General features: G+C 34.3%; 24 protein-coding genes and 1 pseudogene. 6 read left to right on the top strand and 19 right to left on the bottom strand.

Going from position 1 to position 16,969, the window contains the following annotated elements; all coding sequences use genetic code 11:
• Positions 1-189 precede the first annotated feature (189 nt).
• Together MHH69_RS03300 and MHH69_RS03295 are read left to right on the top strand one after the other, a co-directional pair.
• Positions 190-1,572 (top strand): dipeptidase, encoded by a 1,383-nt coding sequence (locus tag MHH69_RS03300; RefSeq protein ID WP_122970681.1) that lies wholly within the window; start codon positions 190-192, stop codon positions 1,570-1,572.
• Positions 1,573-1,786: 214 nt separating this feature from the next.
• Positions 1,787-2,038 carry a DUF3953 domain-containing protein gene (locus MHH69_RS03295; protein WP_122970682.1) on the top strand — a complete coding sequence of 84 codons (252 nt, stop codon included), beginning with the start codon at positions 1,787-1,789 and terminating at the stop codon, positions 2,036-2,038.
• Between the two features lie 662 nt (positions 2,039-2,700).
• On the opposite strand, the gene cyoE is transcribed toward MHH69_RS03295, so the two are convergent.
• On the bottom strand, positions 2,701-3,585 hold the full coding sequence (gene cyoE, locus MHH69_RS03290) for a heme o synthase (RefSeq protein WP_122970683.1): 885 nt from the start codon (positions 3,583-3,585) through the stop codon (positions 2,701-2,703).
• 212 nt (positions 3,586-3,797) lie between these two features.
• Here cyoE and MHH69_RS03285 point away from each other — a divergent pair, with 212 nt between their 5' ends.
• A complete protein-coding gene (locus tag MHH69_RS03285) occupies positions 3,798-4,184 on the top strand; it encodes a hypothetical protein (RefSeq protein WP_341361742.1) in 387 nt (128 codons plus the stop codon).
• A gap of 16 nt (positions 4,185-4,200) precedes the next feature.
• Here MHH69_RS03285 and MHH69_RS03280 read toward each other — a convergent pair whose 3' ends face one another.
• The 7 genes from MHH69_RS03280 to MHH69_RS03250 form a co-directional block, all read right to left on the bottom strand.
• Complete coding sequence (locus MHH69_RS03280) at positions 4,201-5,286, bottom strand: AbrB family transcriptional regulator (RefSeq protein ID WP_241559258.1); 1,086 nt, start codon at positions 5,284-5,286, stop codon at positions 4,201-4,203.
• Positions 5,287-5,432: 146 nt separating this feature from the next.
• The gene (locus tag MHH69_RS03275; RefSeq protein ID WP_122970685.1) at positions 5,433-5,813 is read right to left on the bottom strand and encodes a VOC family protein; all 381 of its coding nucleotides are present in this window, start codon (positions 5,811-5,813) and stop codon (positions 5,433-5,435) included.
• A 114-nt stretch (positions 5,814-5,927) separates the two neighbouring features.
• The gene (locus MHH69_RS03270; RefSeq protein WP_122970686.1) at positions 5,928-6,779 is read right to left on the bottom strand and encodes an aminoglycoside 6-adenylyltransferase; all 852 of its coding nucleotides are present in this window, start codon (positions 6,777-6,779) and stop codon (positions 5,928-5,930) included.
• A 13-nt stretch (positions 6,780-6,792) separates the two neighbouring features.
• Positions 6,793-7,263 carry a GNAT family N-acetyltransferase gene (locus MHH69_RS03265; protein WP_341361741.1) on the bottom strand — a complete coding sequence of 157 codons (471 nt, stop codon included), beginning with the start codon at positions 7,261-7,263 and terminating at the stop codon, positions 6,793-6,795.
• Between the two features lie 66 nt (positions 7,264-7,329).
• Positions 7,330-7,824, bottom strand: coding sequence for a GNAT family N-acetyltransferase (locus MHH69_RS03260; protein WP_122970688.1), 495 nt, complete (start codon positions 7,822-7,824; stop codon positions 7,330-7,332).
• Positions 7,825-7,844: 20 nt separating this feature from the next.
• Positions 7,845-8,225 carry a VOC family protein gene (locus tag MHH69_RS03255; RefSeq protein ID WP_174232633.1) on the bottom strand — a complete coding sequence of 127 codons (381 nt, stop codon included), beginning with the start codon at positions 8,223-8,225 and terminating at the stop codon, positions 7,845-7,847.
• 27 nt (positions 8,226-8,252) lie between these two features.
• The gene (locus MHH69_RS03250) at positions 8,253-8,597 is read right to left on the bottom strand and encodes a VOC family protein (RefSeq protein ID WP_122970689.1); all 345 of its coding nucleotides are present in this window, start codon (positions 8,595-8,597) and stop codon (positions 8,253-8,255) included.
• A 180-nt stretch (positions 8,598-8,777) separates the two neighbouring features.
• Between MHH69_RS03250 and MHH69_RS03245 the strand changes: the two genes are divergently transcribed.
• Both MHH69_RS03245 and MHH69_RS03240 read left to right on the top strand, forming a co-directional pair.
• Entirely contained in the window at positions 8,778-8,993 is a 216-nt protein-coding gene (locus MHH69_RS03245; protein WP_241559259.1) for a hypothetical protein, read from the top strand.
• 19 nt (positions 8,994-9,012) lie between these two features.
• A complete protein-coding gene (locus MHH69_RS03240; protein ID WP_158599658.1) occupies positions 9,013-9,150 on the top strand; it encodes a hypothetical protein in 138 nt (45 codons plus the stop codon).
• Between the two features lie 99 nt (positions 9,151-9,249).
• Here the strand turns inward: MHH69_RS03240 and MHH69_RS03235 are convergent, their stop codons facing one another.
• The 7 genes from MHH69_RS03235 to MHH69_RS03205 all read right to left on the bottom strand — a co-directional run bounded on the left by MHH69_RS03235 (position 9,250) and on the right by MHH69_RS03205 (position 12,895).
• A complete protein-coding gene (locus MHH69_RS03235) occupies positions 9,250-9,978 on the bottom strand; it encodes an AAA family ATPase (RefSeq protein WP_122970690.1) in 729 nt (242 codons plus the stop codon).
• A gap of 13 nt (positions 9,979-9,991) precedes the next feature.
• On the bottom strand, positions 9,992-10,333 hold the full coding sequence (locus MHH69_RS03230) for a DUF3147 family protein (RefSeq protein WP_174232637.1): 342 nt from the start codon (positions 10,331-10,333) through the stop codon (positions 9,992-9,994).
• A complete protein-coding gene (locus MHH69_RS03225) occupies positions 10,330-10,722 on the bottom strand; it encodes a MarR family winged helix-turn-helix transcriptional regulator (RefSeq protein WP_122970692.1) in 393 nt (130 codons plus the stop codon). The genes MHH69_RS03230 and MHH69_RS03225 overlap by 4 nt, the downstream gene beginning before the upstream one ends.
• Positions 10,709-10,969: a hypothetical protein gene (locus MHH69_RS03220; protein WP_122970693.1), complete on the bottom strand. Its 261-nt coding sequence runs from the start codon at positions 10,967-10,969 to the stop codon at positions 10,709-10,711. The genes MHH69_RS03225 and MHH69_RS03220 overlap by 14 nt, the downstream gene beginning before the upstream one ends.
• 70 nt (positions 10,970-11,039) lie before the next feature.
• Positions 11,040-11,480, bottom strand: coding sequence for a GNAT family N-acetyltransferase (locus MHH69_RS03215; protein ID WP_341361739.1), 441 nt, complete (start codon positions 11,478-11,480; stop codon positions 11,040-11,042).
• A 213-nt stretch (positions 11,481-11,693) separates the two neighbouring features.
• Positions 11,694-11,909 carry a hypothetical protein gene (locus MHH69_RS03210; protein ID WP_122970695.1) on the bottom strand — a complete coding sequence of 72 codons (216 nt, stop codon included), beginning with the start codon at positions 11,907-11,909 and terminating at the stop codon, positions 11,694-11,696.
• Between the two features lie 113 nt (positions 11,910-12,022).
• A complete protein-coding gene (locus tag MHH69_RS03205) occupies positions 12,023-12,895 on the bottom strand; it encodes a YitT family protein (RefSeq protein ID WP_122970696.1) in 873 nt (290 codons plus the stop codon).
• Between the two features lie 327 nt (positions 12,896-13,222).
• On the opposite strand from MHH69_RS03205, the pseudogene MHH69_RS03195 reads away from it, so the two are divergent.
• A pseudogene (locus MHH69_RS03195) lies at positions 13,223-14,241 on the top strand (DUF2332 domain-containing protein).
• Positions 14,242-14,274: 33 nt separating this feature from the next.
• Here MHH69_RS03195 and MHH69_RS03190 read toward each other — a convergent pair.
• From MHH69_RS03190 to MHH69_RS03175, 4 genes are all read right to left on the bottom strand, one after another.
• A complete protein-coding gene (locus tag MHH69_RS03190) occupies positions 14,275-14,604 on the bottom strand; it encodes an antibiotic biosynthesis monooxygenase family protein (protein ID WP_122970697.1) in 330 nt (109 codons plus the stop codon).
• Positions 14,605-14,728: 124 nt separating this feature from the next.
• Positions 14,729-15,223 carry a DinB family protein gene (locus tag MHH69_RS03185; protein ID WP_122970698.1) on the bottom strand — a complete coding sequence of 165 codons (495 nt, stop codon included), beginning with the start codon at positions 15,221-15,223 and terminating at the stop codon, positions 14,729-14,731.
• 76 nt (positions 15,224-15,299) lie between these two features.
• Positions 15,300-15,980, bottom strand: coding sequence for an ABC transporter permease (locus MHH69_RS03180; protein ID WP_122970699.1), 681 nt, complete (start codon positions 15,978-15,980; stop codon positions 15,300-15,302).
• The gene (locus MHH69_RS03175) at positions 15,973-16,896 is read right to left on the bottom strand and encodes an ABC transporter ATP-binding protein (protein ID WP_122970700.1); all 924 of its coding nucleotides are present in this window, start codon (positions 16,894-16,896) and stop codon (positions 15,973-15,975) included. The genes MHH69_RS03180 and MHH69_RS03175 overlap by 8 nt, the downstream gene beginning before the upstream one ends.
• Positions 16,897-16,969: the final 73 nt, after the last annotated feature.

Raw genomic sequence — 16,969 nt, 5'->3', positions numbered from 1 at the left:
TTACATTCGTGTAAGATTAAAAGTCTTTCCTTGTAACTTTCGTAAATTCAGTTTCTCTCATATGTACTAGAAAAAGTATTAGAACTCCAAGAAATTTTCCCCTTTTTCCAAAGCCAACCAACAATACCTTCCCCTTCTATGTGGTATACTAATTCTACTATCCGAAAAATTTGAAATGAGGGATTAATAATGAATCATTTGCAAACTTTAGATGCTTATTTCTCTAAAAACCGTGAAAAACATTTAGAAGAACTATTTGAATTTCTTCGTATTCCAAGTATCAGTTCTCTATCAGAACATAAACAAGACATGCAAACTGCTGCCCAATGGTTAGCTGACAAACTTCAACAACTAAACATCGAAAATGTATCCATTGATCAAACAGCGGGACATCCAGTTGTATACGGAGAATGGCTTCATGCAGAAGGAAAACCAACGATTTTATTCTACGGTCATTACGATGTACAACCTGTCGATCCTCTTCATCTTTGGGAATCAGAACCTTTCAATCCAGTAATCCGTGATAATAAATTATTTGCTCGTGGTGCATCAGATGATAAGGGCCAAGTATTTATGCACTTAAAAATGATTGAAGCGTTATTTGCAACAGAAGGAACCCTCCCTGTAAACGTGAAATTCATCTATGAAGGGGAAGAAGAAATCGGTAGCCCTAATCTACCAGCTTATGTAGAAGCGAATAAAGAGAAGCTTTCCTCAGACTTAATTTTAATTTCTGATACTGGGCTGTACGCTCCTGGGAAACCTGCCGTTTGCTATGGTTTACGCGGACTGACTGGAGTTCAAATCGATGTACGTGGAGCTAAAGGCGACTTACATTCTGGCCTTTATGGTGGTGGCGTGCAAAATGCTATTCATGCATTGGCTGAAATTTTAGCTTCCTTCCGTGATGAACATGGTACAATCCAAGTGGAAGGTTTCTATGATAAAGTACTTCCTTTAACTGAAGAAGAACGTCAAGCATATCGAGAGCTAAACTTCGATGAAGAGGCGTTAAAAGAGGAAATCGGTGTAAAAGAATTATTCGGTGAAGAAGGTTTCTCATATTTAGAGCAAACTTGGGCTCGACCAACTTTAGAAATTAACGGAGTATTTGGTGGCTTCTCTGGTGAAGGAATTAAAACGGTTCTTCCTGCAGAAGCTGGTGCGAAAATTACTTGTCGTTTAGTTCCGGACCAAGATCCAAATGAAATTGTTGCTCTTTTAAAAGCACATATTGAAAAACATAAGCCAAAAGGTGTGGAAGTAACAGTTTCTGAATTCGATAAAGGAGCTCCTTATTTAACACCGTTTGATCACCCATTAATTCAAGCAGCAGGTCGTTCTTATGAGCGAGTTTATAACGTCCCAACTGCCTTTACTCGTGGTGGTGGCTCGATTCCAATCGTTGCTGCCTTTGATGAAATCCTTGCATTACCAGTTGTATTAATGGGATTCGGTTTAAATAGTGAAAACTTCCATGCACCAAACGAACATTTCCATTTAGAAAACTTCGATAAAGGGCTTCGTGTATTAGGCGACTATTTATATGAAGTATCTAACTTACAATCCTAGTAAAAGAAAATTTCCTATATTGACCTAAAGGTTCTTTATGAACTTTTAGGTCTTTTTTATTCCTTACAAATCAACATTTCATATTAAAGTATCTAAATAAATATTTCTTTTATGTAACAAAAAGGAATTTTCTAAATATTTGTAGAAATGAATTTATATGATATATAAACTAAAAACTTTCCAACTGGTAACTTTTAAAATAGGAGTGATTTAAATGGAAAATAAATGGAGTTTTGTTTTATTAATGCAACCTGTTGCAGGACTACTTCTCATTTTGATTGCCATTTATACCTTTACGGTAGGAAGTCCTCACCTACTTCCATGGGCATTCGTGTTAATGGGTCCACTATTTTTAGCAATGGGTATATATGAAATGAAAAGACAAAGTAAAAATCCGAGTATTTTCTATTTCTGCTTAGCAGCTCTATCATTACTATTTGCATTATTTTCATTTACCGCATTTTAATAAACAATCGATAACGGCCGATGAAGAGATTTCATCGGTTTTTTTAACGTCCTAATGAAAGGGCTCCGCCTATTTGTCTTTTTTTCATTTAAAAAGAAAAAAAGCATCGCGCTACTGGAAGCGCGATGCTTTTGGCTGACCTTTTAAAAAGCGTTATATATATAAACATAGGGGAGGTTATATATCTTGTCGAACAAGCTTTTACAAGGTTCAAATGAGCTTAACTTACCACTTTTACTAAAGAGCGATTTTTCATAAGAAGCAATTTACGTTTCTCTTCTTATGATGTTTTTATCATATCATCTATCAACTATGTGGTGGTATACCTCTTATCCACATGTCACATTTTTATCACAAACTTGTTCACAATTCCGAAATATTTTGTTATATAACAAATTTATTTTTAATGTCTTTCTGTTGAAATTATACTCAAAATTAAAATTTAAACCTTTATATAAAGCGCTTTCATAAAATTTAGTCTGTTTTTTATTATACAAGCTTGATATGTAACAGATTCTAATTTTGTAGTTTTAATGCTAATTTTATTAGCTTTACCCCTACAGCAAGCTTCAACTTAATTACTTTCCCTCTCTTTTCACTATCCACATATCCACGATTAGATAACAAAAAAAGGCGCCCCACTCTGGGACACCTTTAAGTCGTTATTGAAAAATCATGCCTACACTAGAATAAATAATGACCGTTAAAAATAGTAACATCATATAAATTAATGAGTAAGCGAACATTTTATTTGCCCACTTTTTCTCATCCATTTGACGATAGCCAACGATACTTATCCACAGCCATATTCCCCCTAAAATAAGAGAACATAATGTTAAGCCCCAACTTAGTGGAACAAATAAAAAACTCGTAAACATTAAAATGACTAAATAAATATTTGTTTGAAGATAAGTTCTTCTCATACTTGTCTTCACTGGTAACATCGGAATATTGGCAGCCGCATAATCATCCTTTTTTCGAATCGCAATGGCGTAAAAGTGTGGCATTTGCCAAATGACCATAATAATGAATAAAGCCCAAGCTGCCGGATACCAAATATCAGGTGCAACCGCTGCCCAACCGATTAACGGCGGCATCGCTCCTGAAATACTCCCAACTTCTGTATTCCAGATCGTTTTTCTTTTTGTCCACATCGTATACGGAACAACATAGAAAAACACACCTAGGAAGCCAAGAAATGCTGCTAGTGGTGTTGTTAAAGAAAGTATTGCTAATCCTACGATAAGTAAAACGATGCCAACGATTAATACTGTACGAGCACTTAGTTCACCTGTTACTGTAGGTCTTGACTTTGTTCTTTGCATTTTCGCATCAATATCGCGATCGTACAAATTATTAAATATACCTGATGCTCCGATTATGAAAGCAGAACCTACAAAGGCAAATAGTATATGTGGAATATGTTCAATAAAACTTAATTCGTACGTATATAAAGCGAGCATAAGGGCAGCAATCATGGGAATTAAATTTGATTTAATAATCCCTGTCTTGACTGTCTTAGCCCAGAGATCAATAGTATTTTTCATAGTCTTTCTTTCCCCTCATTGTTCGGCAACCTTCCGGAAGCACTATATACTATCATACCACTAATAATCTTCTTCCAACAATGAGCTTAGCTCTTTTTTATGAAAATTCATTGACGATTATTTTAAACTAGTAACTTCTTTCTGTATATTATTGTTCTTCATAGACTAAGGGAAACCCATTGGGAATAGTATGAAACGGGAGGTGAAATGGAATGAAACATTACACAATGCATACGTTTCGAATTTTACTTGGTGTGATTTTCTTAAGCGCTGGTGTGAATGGGTTTATTGTGTTTTTAGGATTTGAATCCCTTTTTCCAACGAGCAAAGAAGCAATGATTCTCTTTCAATTTGATTATTTATTAATTGGGGAAAAAGCGCTAGAAATCCTTTGTGGCACCCTTTTATTACTAAATCGATTTGTGCCATTAGCGGTCGCTGCTTTATTACCAATTATCGTGAATATCTTTTTATTACACGTTTTTGTTGAACCTTCGTTGCTTATTTTGTCTATTATTCTTATTATTTTTGAGCTTTATTTATTAATTTACTATAAAGGAAATTTCATTCTATTATTTGAGAAAAAACCTTCATCATAAACAAAGGTGTTCCAAATTATTTTGGAACACCTTTCTCATTGAGCTTCAATTTCATCCCATCATTTAATTGCCTTTTATCAATCATGGAACATGCTATTTTCAATAAAGGTAAAACTAATAAAAAGACAAATAACAAACGGAACATTTGGAACACCGTTACAGTTATAACATCCGCCCCAATTGCTGTCGCAAGAAGACTCATTTGATCCAGCCCCCCTGCTGCTGTACTGAGGAAGCTAGTCGGTAACGAATAATCAAGGAAATAAATTAATAAAAGTCCTTGTGCGAAAGTGGCTACCATTAATAATATGGCACTCCCCACCCCTAATAAGAGAACTTTTTTTCCTAGTTTAATCATATTAGGTTTTAGAAGTAATCCGATATATGCTCCCATTAACAGTTGGGCAATATGTAATAAGTATCCTGGTAACTCTGGGGTTTCCACGGAAAAAAATGATAAAACAATAATAAACAGAATCGGTGTTAAAAAAAACGGCACTGGAATTTTTAGTTTTTTGCCAAACCAAACGGTAGCTCCTGAAGCTAATAATAATAACAGAATAGGGATAATTTCATTAACGGAAAAACCCGCTCCCCCTTCTGCTTGGACAACATGACCAGAAAGAACGAAAGGAATCAACATGACAATACTAATAACACGAACAACATGAAAGTAAGTAACAACAGCTAAATCGATATCCTTTTCCTCTTCTGCAAACAAAACAATTTGTCCTAATCCACCAGGAACCGTACATGTTAAAGCGGTTTTTAACGGTACATTTCCTATTTTCTGTACACCAAAGGCCATCAAAACACTAATAATGACTAACACCACATTGAGAATCAACATAAAAAAAATTAACCATCCCATGCCAGCAAATACAGAAAACTGAAAGGTTTGACCGATAGAGACACCTACTATAATTAACCCAACATTCCTTAATTGAACTGGCCAATAAAGTTCATATTTAATAAAAAATTGACTAATTAGTACTGCAAATAAAGGACCAAGCATCCAAGGGACAGGGAAGTTTAGAAAATCAAATACAAATGCCCCTATAAGGCTTATGATTGTAACTAAACCAATGGATTTTAAATGCAAAGGGAAACCTTCTTTCAAAAGAATAGTAATATATGTATTAGAGTACCATAAATTAAAAGATGTGAAAGTCACTTTTCAAGATAACCGATATCGAGATTAAAGAAAAAAGCCGCATTCCAATCATTGCGGCTAGATTTTATACAATATTATTTTTTCTCCATAACAGCAAAATAATTATCCTCATGATCAGCAAAATTAAATACTTTCCCGGAAGGTAAATTGACCATTTCCCCTAAAGTCACTTCTTTATTTGCTAATTCACCATATAATTGCTCTACATCATTGGAATAAAACATTAGCGAAGGTGTTCCGAGATTTAATTCTGGCTCCATGTTCGCGATGAATTGTTTATCATGTAAAACGATACTCGTTTGAGCATCACTTTTTGGAGCTACCTCTATCCATCTCATTTCTTGTTCACTATCTTCTTCTACTATTACTGTAAACCCTAACTTCTCCGTCCAAAATTTCACCGCTTCATCTTGATTATTCACATATAGCATGACTTGACCTAATACATTAATCAAATGTTCCACCCACTTTTCTAAAATTTATAAACCCCTACCCCATATTAAAACCACTCAAAGAATGTAGATTAAAATTCTTTAGTATTACTTTCTAAATACAGATGAAAAACTCCTTCATCCAAAGGTAATTGTCTGAACATGTTTTAAATAGGCCTGGACCTTTTTGACTTCAGTAAACGAATAATTAAATTGAAGCTGATTTGCTACTTCCAATGTTAGCTCTTCAAACAAATTCGTCATCGTCAATAATGCATCCCAAATGTTATCGATATTTCCTTTCGGATACGTGTTAAGGAGTGTATTCCAAATATCTTTTTCCAAATACCTCTCCAAGTACTTACCGTTTTTGCCGATACTTACAGTAAAGTTCGTTTCAATTCCTACTTTCCATTCAAGCATTTTCAATAACATACTTCTTATAATTTGTAGATGATCCATTGCATAAAGAATTTCATTTCGCCATAACCCTTTTGCAACATATGTAGAAACCCACCAAAACTCATTCGTACAATCATTAAATACCTGTTGGGAAGGTTTCTTTACCCAATAGTCTTCATCAGTTGGTGAAGGTAACTTCGGAAAAATGTGATCTTTATCTAACAACACTTTGGCTAATTTGTCGTCTTGTATCCATTCGTTACTTTTTTCAACTGGCCAAAGGGTCAAGTCAATGCGGTTTCCGTCTGTAAAAAGCATTAAATAAGCATATTGATCGCGATTAGATGGATACAAAACAGAATGATCTGGCCTTTGCATAATAATAAGTTCACCGAACACTTTTATCCAATCTACACGATTTATAAATGAATCCATATCCGTGACAAAATAAACAATGTCATAATCTTGAAAGGGATCTTTAGGTACCTTTAAGTTTGTTCTAGACCCATTCATACCAACTGCCCTAATCCGCTCATCCTGCTCAGCAAACTTTTTTATTAAATCGATCATTACCTTTTCCGAGCGCATTTTTGTCCCCCTATCAAGTCCTAACCATCGTCGTAAACTGTGCTTTATCTGAACAAAACTCAGCTTTTTTCTTAAAACCCAACTTTTCGTATAAATGTACTGCTCTTTTATTAAAAGTAGCGACGGTTAAACGGATTAGAACCCCTTTATATTTCCTTTCAATCGATTGGAGAATAAAAGAACAAAAGAAAAATCCATTCCCTTGTCCAACATATTTAGGATTCATTCCTAACCCCATATCAATACAACTTTCTCGATAAGCATTCACTTGATGACCAATAGGAACTTGTGCCGATTCTCCAATACAAAAATAACCAAACAACTCTCCATCTTCATTTTCGATCGCGTAATAATATCCATCTAAAAGTTCTTTTCTATTATCTTCTGTATCAACACTATTATAAAAATCATATGGTATATGGTATTTCCAGCTTAATATTTCTTTCGCAAATAGTTCATTCATCGTATTTATTTGTAAATGCATGTTCGAACACCTCCTTTTTGCTGTTCAAAATAAAACTACCTATTTTAATAAAACGAGTAGTTTCTCCTAAACTAGAAGTTTTAATTTAAATAGTAACGATTTAATATTTAATTTCTTCGTCATAAAGACACTATTTGGATCTTCAACGTAGTTTGCAAAGGGCTCACAATATGTAAAACCAAAATTCGTATATAATCTTCGTGCTGGTTCAAAGGCATCCATTGAACCAGTTTCTAAGCTAAGACGTTGATACCCCCTCTTTATTGCTTCCTCCAAAATATGTTGTAGAATTTGTCTAGCCACCCCTTTTCTTAAATGGTCAGGGGAAGTTTTCATCGATTTAATCTCACCGTGGTCTTTAGAAAGCTCTTTTAAAGCCCCACATCCTAGTAATTCTTCCCCTTCCCATGCACTCCAAAAAGTAATATCCGGACTTTTTAATTGCTCCAAATTTAATGCATGAATGCTTTCCGGCGGAGATTTTTCCCCCATATTTTGAAGATGGTCACCTATTAATCGGGTAATTTTTGTTCCTGTTAAATCGTCTAATTTAATTTCCATAGATTACTCTCCTATCAATTTTAGCAATTACAAATCATGACTACATTGCCATCTAGGTCTTGAATGTTAAACCAAGCCATTTCTCCTACTCTTTCTATTTCTCTTACAACTTCATATCCTATTTCTTTAATATACTGGTAGGCTTCATCAATATTTGGTGTATAAAAATTGAAAATGGGACTTGGACTAACATAATGTTTAAAATGGGGATCAAAGGAGTGGTCATCTAATGTTAGAGATGTTGTACCGACAACCGGAACATTAAAAACAGGTGATATAACCTTTTCTACATCTAGTTCTATTCCTAAAAGGTCACAATACCATTTTGCCGACTGCTTTAAATTTGTAACGTGAACAAAAATTCCATTCATTTTATTTTTAATTGGTATTATTTTTATCATGTCAGAAATCGCTCCTTTCATTGATGGTTACTTCTTTTCATATAATCCAATGCCAATACCAACTGGATCAACTAAATAGGAAAGATAGAAATCGTCAAACTCCATCTTCTCCCGTACAACCTTCGCACCATTTTCTATTGCTTTCTTCACAGCTTCATCAATGGAATCGACTTCAATTTGGATCCGTGTACCATGCGGATAGTCACTAGGACCTTTGCTAATACCACCTATGATCCCCTCTCTTTGACAAGTTGAAATAGACCAGTATTCCCAATCCTGTTCTACAGTTTCCCAACCGAAAACACGACTATAAAATGTTGCAGCCTTTTCAGGTTCCTGACTACTCATTTCAAAACCGATAACTCGAGACATTTTAAATCACCTCCACAAAAGGGCTCCCCTATACTTTCTACAAAAAAGAAATGATTCCTTTATATTCTTTATTCTTTTATTGATTCATTTAAAATTAGAAATCCTTGTTTGAATATGTAAATTGTACGAGTACACCGATAGAATAAAACCTTTTTTACTGAGCAAATTAGACTCTAGGAGGTGAAATCTTTGGGGAACAAAAACAGTAAAGAAACGATGAATGTGAGAACTCATAATCCTTTTGAAACTTATAAACACCTGCATACAAATAAAACAAGCCATAATCATAATCCTGAAGATAACGTAGCAGAAATTGCTGAAGAATTTGATTCAAAAGTTAAAAATAAAAATAATGCAACGAACCATGATAAAAATCAACAATCCAATAAAAGATAAATATTTGGAGGAAAACATCGTGGCAAAGAAAAGAAAACCAAATTTTAAAGAAAAAGAAGATAAGAAAAACAATAATCAAAAAAGCAATCAAGAAATTGCTCAAGAGTTAGATGTCAATGAAGTAAAAAAGAAAGCGAATAAACAAAAAAACAAATAAAAAAATTAAATGCACCATAAGTAGTTTTACTCTTTGGTGCATTTCTATTTACATCAAATTATTTGCAGAAGCTAACGTTTTATACTTCTCGATCATCTTTTAATCCTCAAAAATATCCCTTAAAAAACGTTCGCGATTTTCTAAAAAATACTTTGTAATTTGGTAATGACTCGTTTCTTCATAATTTACTTCTTCAATAGTTCCGTCATCAAAACTATATATCGTTGCATTAGGGTATCCTAATAAAATCGGTGAATGGGTCGCAATAATAAACTGGCTTTCTCCAGATACTACTAAATCATGGATTATTCTTAAAAAAGCAAGTTGTCGTTGAGGGGATAGCGCTGCTTCCGGCTCGTCCAACAAATAAATCCCTTTTCCACTAAATCTGTTGGCGAATAAAGAAATAAAGGATTCCCCATGGGATTGCTCATGTAAAGAAGTACCACCATAGGAATCATAAATACTTTTATGACTTTCTCCAATTTCATCTATATGGGAAGCAAAATGGTAAAAAGATTCTGCTCGAAGAAAGAATCCATTTGATACTTTTGGCAACCAAGAAAGTCTTATGTATTCCCCTAATGCTGATTCCGAACGGTCAACTTTATAGGTATTATTCCGACTACCTCCCGCTGTATTAAATCCACATTTATCGGCAATGGCTTCTAAAAGCGTGGATTTACCTGATCCATTTTCACCTACTAAAAACGTAACATTATTTTTTATATCTAAACTTTTTAATGATTGGATAGAAGGTATTGAAAACGGATATTGTTGATAAGAATCAATCCGATCATGTAGTAATTCAATTCTTTTAAGGAACATGGAAACACCTCTTTTAAATATTGAATTGTGCCATGAGAATTTTCTGAATGAAAAGAAATACACCCCAAGAAACAATCCCTACAATAACGGCTAGAATGAAAGAAAAGGAATTTTTTAGCATGAAATAAATGGCTAAAAGCATCACAATAGTAGCTGGCAAACCTAAAATGACACCTAATGTAAAGGATTGGATTTGTTTACTTGTTTCTCCTTGAACGGTTAACCAGAAAATACTGAGTAAACTAATGAGCGGGAGAGCCGCAATTATTCCTCCGTAAAGGGGAAATTTCCTAGCCAACTCTGTTACAGCAGCAATAATAAAAGCCGACGTGAAAAGTTTTATCCAAACCATTATTTCGCCGCCTCACTTAACAAACGAAAGGCTCTCATGACGTTATCTTGCTCTTCTTCGGATAACTTTCCTAAAGCTGCTTTCAGTAAATTTTCATCTAACTCAGTATGTTGCTTTACAACTTGTAATCCAAGTTCTGTAAGTTTTAAATAAACTTTACGTTGATCTTTATCAGAACGCTCCTTCTTAATCCATCCATTGTTCTCCAACTTTTTCACATGCTCTGAAGCTGTATTATGAGAAATAGTCAAAGCTTCTGCCAAAGATCTAACTGTTACACTTTGTTCTTTCTGTAAAATTTGCAAAATACGTACACTTTGGTGAGAAATCGCATGTTCCAATTTTGGATGTAGATAATAATAAATATCCGTAAAATAATTATTTAATTCCATAAAGCACCTCGCATTTATATCGTTTATACAGATTATATCGTATAACACGATATAAACAAAGGTCCATCATCATTTCCCTATAAATAAGGTTTCCATTTTCCACCGCTAAAATGGCAAAACGGTCTGGATTGTTTAATGAAAGCTCCGTACATTCCTTAGGTGAACCTGTAAAACGAAGTTGGTCCTCTGTAATTTGATATTCATCAACCGCCTTTTGATATGTGTCATTATAAAAGTACAATTGCATCTTTTTTCTCCTCCAGAAAGAACATTTGTTCCCGTTTTACCGAATCTGTTATAACAATTCAATAGTTTTTTCAGAAATCTTCGTCAACTCTTCGATGAAATTGATAGCTGTACAAAATATGTTTTTGTTCAAATCCTGCCTTAAAGTAGACATGATTTGCTCGGTTATTTTGATTATTTACACTTAAACGAATTTCTGTAATATGGGAGTGGGAAAACATCTCCGTCAAAACTTCTTTTAATAACAAAGTGCCTAATCCTTGATTTTGAGCTTTTGGAGAAATGGCTAAATATTCTAAGGAGGCCTCCCCTATTTCAGAGTCGATTTCATAGTAGGCGTAACCAACAACGTCATTCATTTCAGATTTCAATACTTTTAAAATACAGTGCTCACTTAATCGATTAATAATTGTTTTCGCATCGTAATAGGTATTGGGAAACATTTCAAAATGTAGCTTTTCAAATGTTGGATAATCCCTTTCTTCGTAAGGTTTACTCCGTATTTCTCCCATCTCATGAAAGTTTTCTTTTTTATTTCTAAAATTAGATGTTCTCCTGTTTTTGCAGCACCTATTTCATTTAAAAATTGTTGTTGAGTTATGTTTTCTTTATTAACAAAAAAATAAAACTCGCTTATTGAAGAATTTCCCTTTACAACTTGCTCCCATAATTGATGCTGTAGAGGTAGAGAAACTATTTGCAGAAAAGGTCCCCACACTTCTGCACTAGTTCCAGTCTAACCCAATTGCCGTAATTATTACTCCATCTTGATTTTTAGCTATCCAAAAGGAAATTCCATCCTTTTCATGGACAAAATCTTCCTTTAACGTTTTATAAATTTCCTCTTCAACTTCTCCACAATATCCAATATGAAATTGCTTTTGGTTATTTAATTTCGCCAAAAACCGGGATAACTCAATTAAATTTTGTGCCTTCTCCATTGACCATTTTTCCCCCTTTGTCTTATAAAATATTTCGCCACCCAATTCGTAAAACCTTTCAATAGCATGAAAAAAGCGCCTCCTCATAAGGAAGCGCTTCTAGCATGATAAACTTAGTGAATATCTCTTTTTCTGAAATTACCGCCTTTTACTTCAGCAACGTCATAAACCGTTACAAAGGCATGGGGGTCAATTTCCTGAATGATTTCTTTTATTTTACTTTCTTCTAAACGGTTAATTACACATGTTATCTCTTTGAATAATTCATTCGAATAGCCACCGTATGCATCTTTATATGTAGCACTTCGACCTAAACGATCCCTGATTGTTTCCACCATTACTTCTGGATGTGAAGTAATAATTTTAAAGGTTTTTGAACCGCTTAACCCTTCCTCTACGATATGAATTACTTTAGATGCTATAAAATAGGCAATCCCTGAAAGAATGGCACCTTGTAATCCGAATACTGTAGAAACAATAATGAATACAAATAAGTTTAAAAATAAGATTAAATCACTTGTTCCAAAGGGTAACTTTTTAGAAAGTAATACTGCTAACATATCAATACCATCTAGGGCACCACCGTTACGCAAGGCAAGACCCATACCAAAGCCGAGAATGACACCACCGACAACTGTAACGAGCAATGTATCTCCTTTAATAATAGCTGGTACATGGTGCATAAGAACCGTTCCAATTGCTAATGACGCAATTCCAATTACCGAATAAATAGCGAAACTTTTCCCGATTTGTTTATAACCTAACCAAACAAAAGGAATGTTGATGATTGCAATTAAAACGCCTAATGGTATACCGAATAACTGTGAGCCAACAATACTCAGACCCGTTACCCCACCGTCAGAAACATTATTTGGGATGAGGACCGCTTCTAGTCCGTAGGCTGCGATTAGTCCACCAAGGATAATCAAAATCGATTTTGATAAAAATTTTACTATCTTAGGTTTACGTTTTTTCTCTTTATTCATTTCATTTCCCCTATCCAAATTAAAATTAAATATTGTATACAGTACTGTTTAATCTATGTAATAAGATTTTGATACTCCTACTTAATTATAGTAGTACAGAAACGATTATCAAAATCATAAGTCTTCTTATTTAAATGTAGTATGGCATTTAATACGAAAAAATACTTTATTTTATTACCAAGGATCCACACCTTTCAATCACCACCATTGATATTTGTAATATTTTAACAGTATAATAATTACAAGAAACGGTTGACTTCATGAGATTTTTACAGCTGCTTAAAATATCGTTTTGACGTTATGAATCAAATGAAGGGGAGCTAAATTATGGGGATGAAACTGAGTGAACAATTTCAACGTTTTGCAAAATACGAGTGTGAAAATTCTAGTAAATTATATGAAGTACTTTCCTATCAAATAGCTGAGGACGCTGAATTACTCGATATTGTTACCACCATTCCAACAGGTCAGCCTAAACCGAATTTACTTTTCGCCATCGTCCACTATTTATTATTTGAAAAGGATGAATCATTAAAAAATTACTATCCTACCTTTTCAGATCATCTACTTCCTGCTGAAGAAGCTTTTTTACCCTTTAAACAATTTGTATTAAAACATGAACAATCTCTAAATGAACTTTTTCAAACGAAGCTTGTACAGACGAATGAAGTTCGGAGATGTGCTTATTTATATCCAATGCTTGCAGAAATTTTGAAGAACATAAACAACCATTAGCATTAGTTGAAATTGGTACAAGCGCTGGTCTTCAGCTTGGCGTGGATCAATATAATTATTTATATAATGGGGAAATTTCCGTTACGAACTCCAAAACACCCGTTATAATCTCATCTGAAAATATCGGCACTCCATTACCAAATGCCATTTATACAACCCCGAAAGTGAAAACACGGATAGGAGTGGACTTGAACCCGATTGATTTAAAGGATGAAAACGAATTAAGATGGCTACAAGCCCTTATTTGGCCCGAACATCATGAACGGAGAGAATTATTAAAGGAAGCGGCTAATGTTGTAACACAGCTCCATCTTCAATTAGTTCGAGGAGATGGGATTGCTAAATTGGAGGATCTATGTGAGCTTATTCCTGAAGGTGAAATGATTGTCGTTTTTCATACTCACGTGGCAAATCAAATCCCAATGGAAGGACGACAACAGCTAGTTGAAAAGTTGAGTAAAATAAGTACAAAACGTCCGTTATATCATTGCTATAACAATATGTACGATCCGAATTTACATCAAGATTATATATATGATGGAGAAATCATTGAAAAAAGAATGATGGAAAATACAGATGGTCATGCAAGATGGTTTAATTGGGCAAAGTAGAATAAAGCATCCCCCATAATTTGGGGGATGTTGTCATTCCTTTTCAAATGAATAGTTTTTTTCCACTTTACAAATTTTTAAAGAATATCCTTTATACCATTCGGATTTCCCTTTTTCCTTAGCAACTTTATGGGCAGTATGCTCTCTCCACTGTTGAATTGCTTCTAAAGAATCCCAATAGGATACCATAATTCCTAATTCATCATCTCGAACACTTTCTATCCCTAAAAAGCCCTCTTGGCTAGATGCTAAAGCTGTCATTTTCTCTGCCATCGTGCCGTATCCTTTGTCTACACCCGTTCCCTTTGACGTGAAGATCACTGCATAATAAGGTGGTTCATGAATTGTCGTAGCTTCGTTCATCTCAGGTGCCCTCCTTCACTACTTTCTATAGGATATTCCTTCTTTTTCTCTAGTTATACCTAAATAACAAATAAAAAATGCGTCTTCTCATATGAAAACGCAGAAAACTAAAACTATTAAACCATTAGATTAATGATTGATTTCCTTTGTCAGCAAGACCCCGTCCGATAACATTAGCGGATATTGGCTTTTTCCCTAGCTCTCTTGACCAAATGGATAATTGGCCAATGTGGTGAATTTCATGGGCAATGATATGGCGTACAATTTCACCCCAAGTGTCTGTTACTACTCTTCCATCTGGTAAAGTTTCGGTAAATAAACGACTTTCCATACTCGCATCCCAGTTATTCACAAAGCCCTCTACTTCTTCTTTAAACCGAGCATCTAGTTGTCGCACCTTTTCTAAACTACTAAACTTTTCAAAATCCTCTTGAAAATCAGGTTTACCTTGTATTTGGCGGATCCAACTCCACTCTACGTCTACGATATGGAAAAGAGTTTTTAATATACTCTCCATCCCTCCCGTACGTTGCCGTAATAACTCCTCTTCTGGCAACTCCTCACACCATTTATACCATTCTTCTCTTACCATCCAATTATATCGAAAGAACATTTTCATCTTTTTTTCGCTCCTTTATGTCTTTACTAGAAAACAAGCAACTTATTATATATATTCATTGGAATACAATTTATGTTTATTTAATTTCTCCTAATCTTTCTGCTAATACAATGGATAAGAGAATACTTAGTCCTCCGAATATGCAAAACGCAACGATTAATGTATCTGGCTGTACATTGATAAAGGATGAAAAATTAGGCGCCTGAATTGCAATAATTGAACAAACAATCGTTGGAAATACAGCTCTTTTCCATATACCGAACAAAAATAACGGAATAAATGTAATAATCGTTGCTTTGAAAGCAGTCGTTATCATCGTAGTTATAAACGTAATGATGTCATCAATTGTTGGCTGCCCATTGATAATCGGGATAAATTGATCAACGGTGAAAATGACGATACCTGATAGAAAAAAGGAAAGGATTGTTGTAATAAAAACGGCAAAAGCTATAAACAAAATTTTCGCTATAAACAACTTTCTTCTACTAATCGGATAACCGAAAGATAAGGACATCGTTTTTGATTTATACTCTTCAATAAATACATGATTAATTAAAGATGCCCCAAATAATACCATGCCTAATTGGATAAAGGAATTCAGTTCAATGGCAAGGGCGTAACTTTCGTTAAAAAATGGAATAATAGAGTCAATAAAGAATGGAGGAAGGATCATGAGAATCCCTAAGTAAATCGCCAACTCTCCGATAACTAAAGGTCGTTTTAATTTTTTCCATTCAAGTATCATTAATTTAGCCAACTTTGCCACCTCCGTTAATTTGTGCATAATAATAATCTTCTAAAGAACTTGTATGCTTCTGAATTTCTTCAATGTCCACACCATGAACAATTAACATTTTTGTAATGTCTGATTGGGAATGATTCAGATCGTAAATTCGAATTCGATTGTTCTGGATGATTTTCATATTGGATATTTGAAGTTCACTTTCTATCAAATAAACTGCTTTCTCTACATTTGGTGTTTGAAGTTCAATGTAATCCGTTCGCTGTTTTCGAATTTCTTCAATAGAAATTTCATTTATTAACTTACCTTTATCGATTACTCCTATACGGTTAACGATTTGTTCCATCTCTCCTAAGATGTGACTCGATAATAGAAAGGTAATCCCGTAATCTTGATTGAGCATTAATATTAAATCCCGAATATCTTTAATACCAATTGGATCTAAACCATTCGTTGGTTCATCTAAAATAATCAATTCCGGTTTCGTAATGATTGCCCGCGCAATTCCTAATCGTTGTTTCATCCCAAGGGAAAAATCCTTTACTCGCCCGTTTTCGTTTCCCTTTAAATGAACCATATTTAAAGCTTGCTTAATAGCAACTTCGTCATAATAGCCTAAATAGTCACAATGGATTTTTAAGTTTTCCATCGCTGTTAAATGTTCGAAAAAGGTAGGATATTCAATAATGCTTCCGACTCTCTTTAGAGCAGCCTTTGAACGATTAGTAAGCTTATGCCCAAAAAGTTCAATTTCACCGCTTGTTGAAGAAGTGATCCCTGTGAGCATTTTCATAATCGTCGTTTTCCCAGCCCCGTTTTGACCAAGGAAACCATATATTTCTCCCTTTTTAATGTGTAAATTAATATTTGAAACTAGTTCTTTCCCTTTTACTTTTTTCGTCAGACCTGTTGTTTTTACGATATATTCCAAATCGCCTCTCCCCTTTCTGTTACCCTTATCATAAGCAACAGACTTTTTTTTTCTTTCTAAAACCTTACAAATT

Origin of the sequence: Ureibacillus sp. FSL E2-3493, assembly GCF_038077515.1 — a bacterium.
GTDB classification, from domain to species: domain Bacteria; phylum Bacillota; class Bacilli; order Bacillales_A; family Planococcaceae; genus Ureibacillus; species Ureibacillus halotolerans.
The sequence above is the reverse complement of the archived record's forward strand: the minus strand, read 5'-3'. Positions and strand labels throughout refer to the sequence as shown.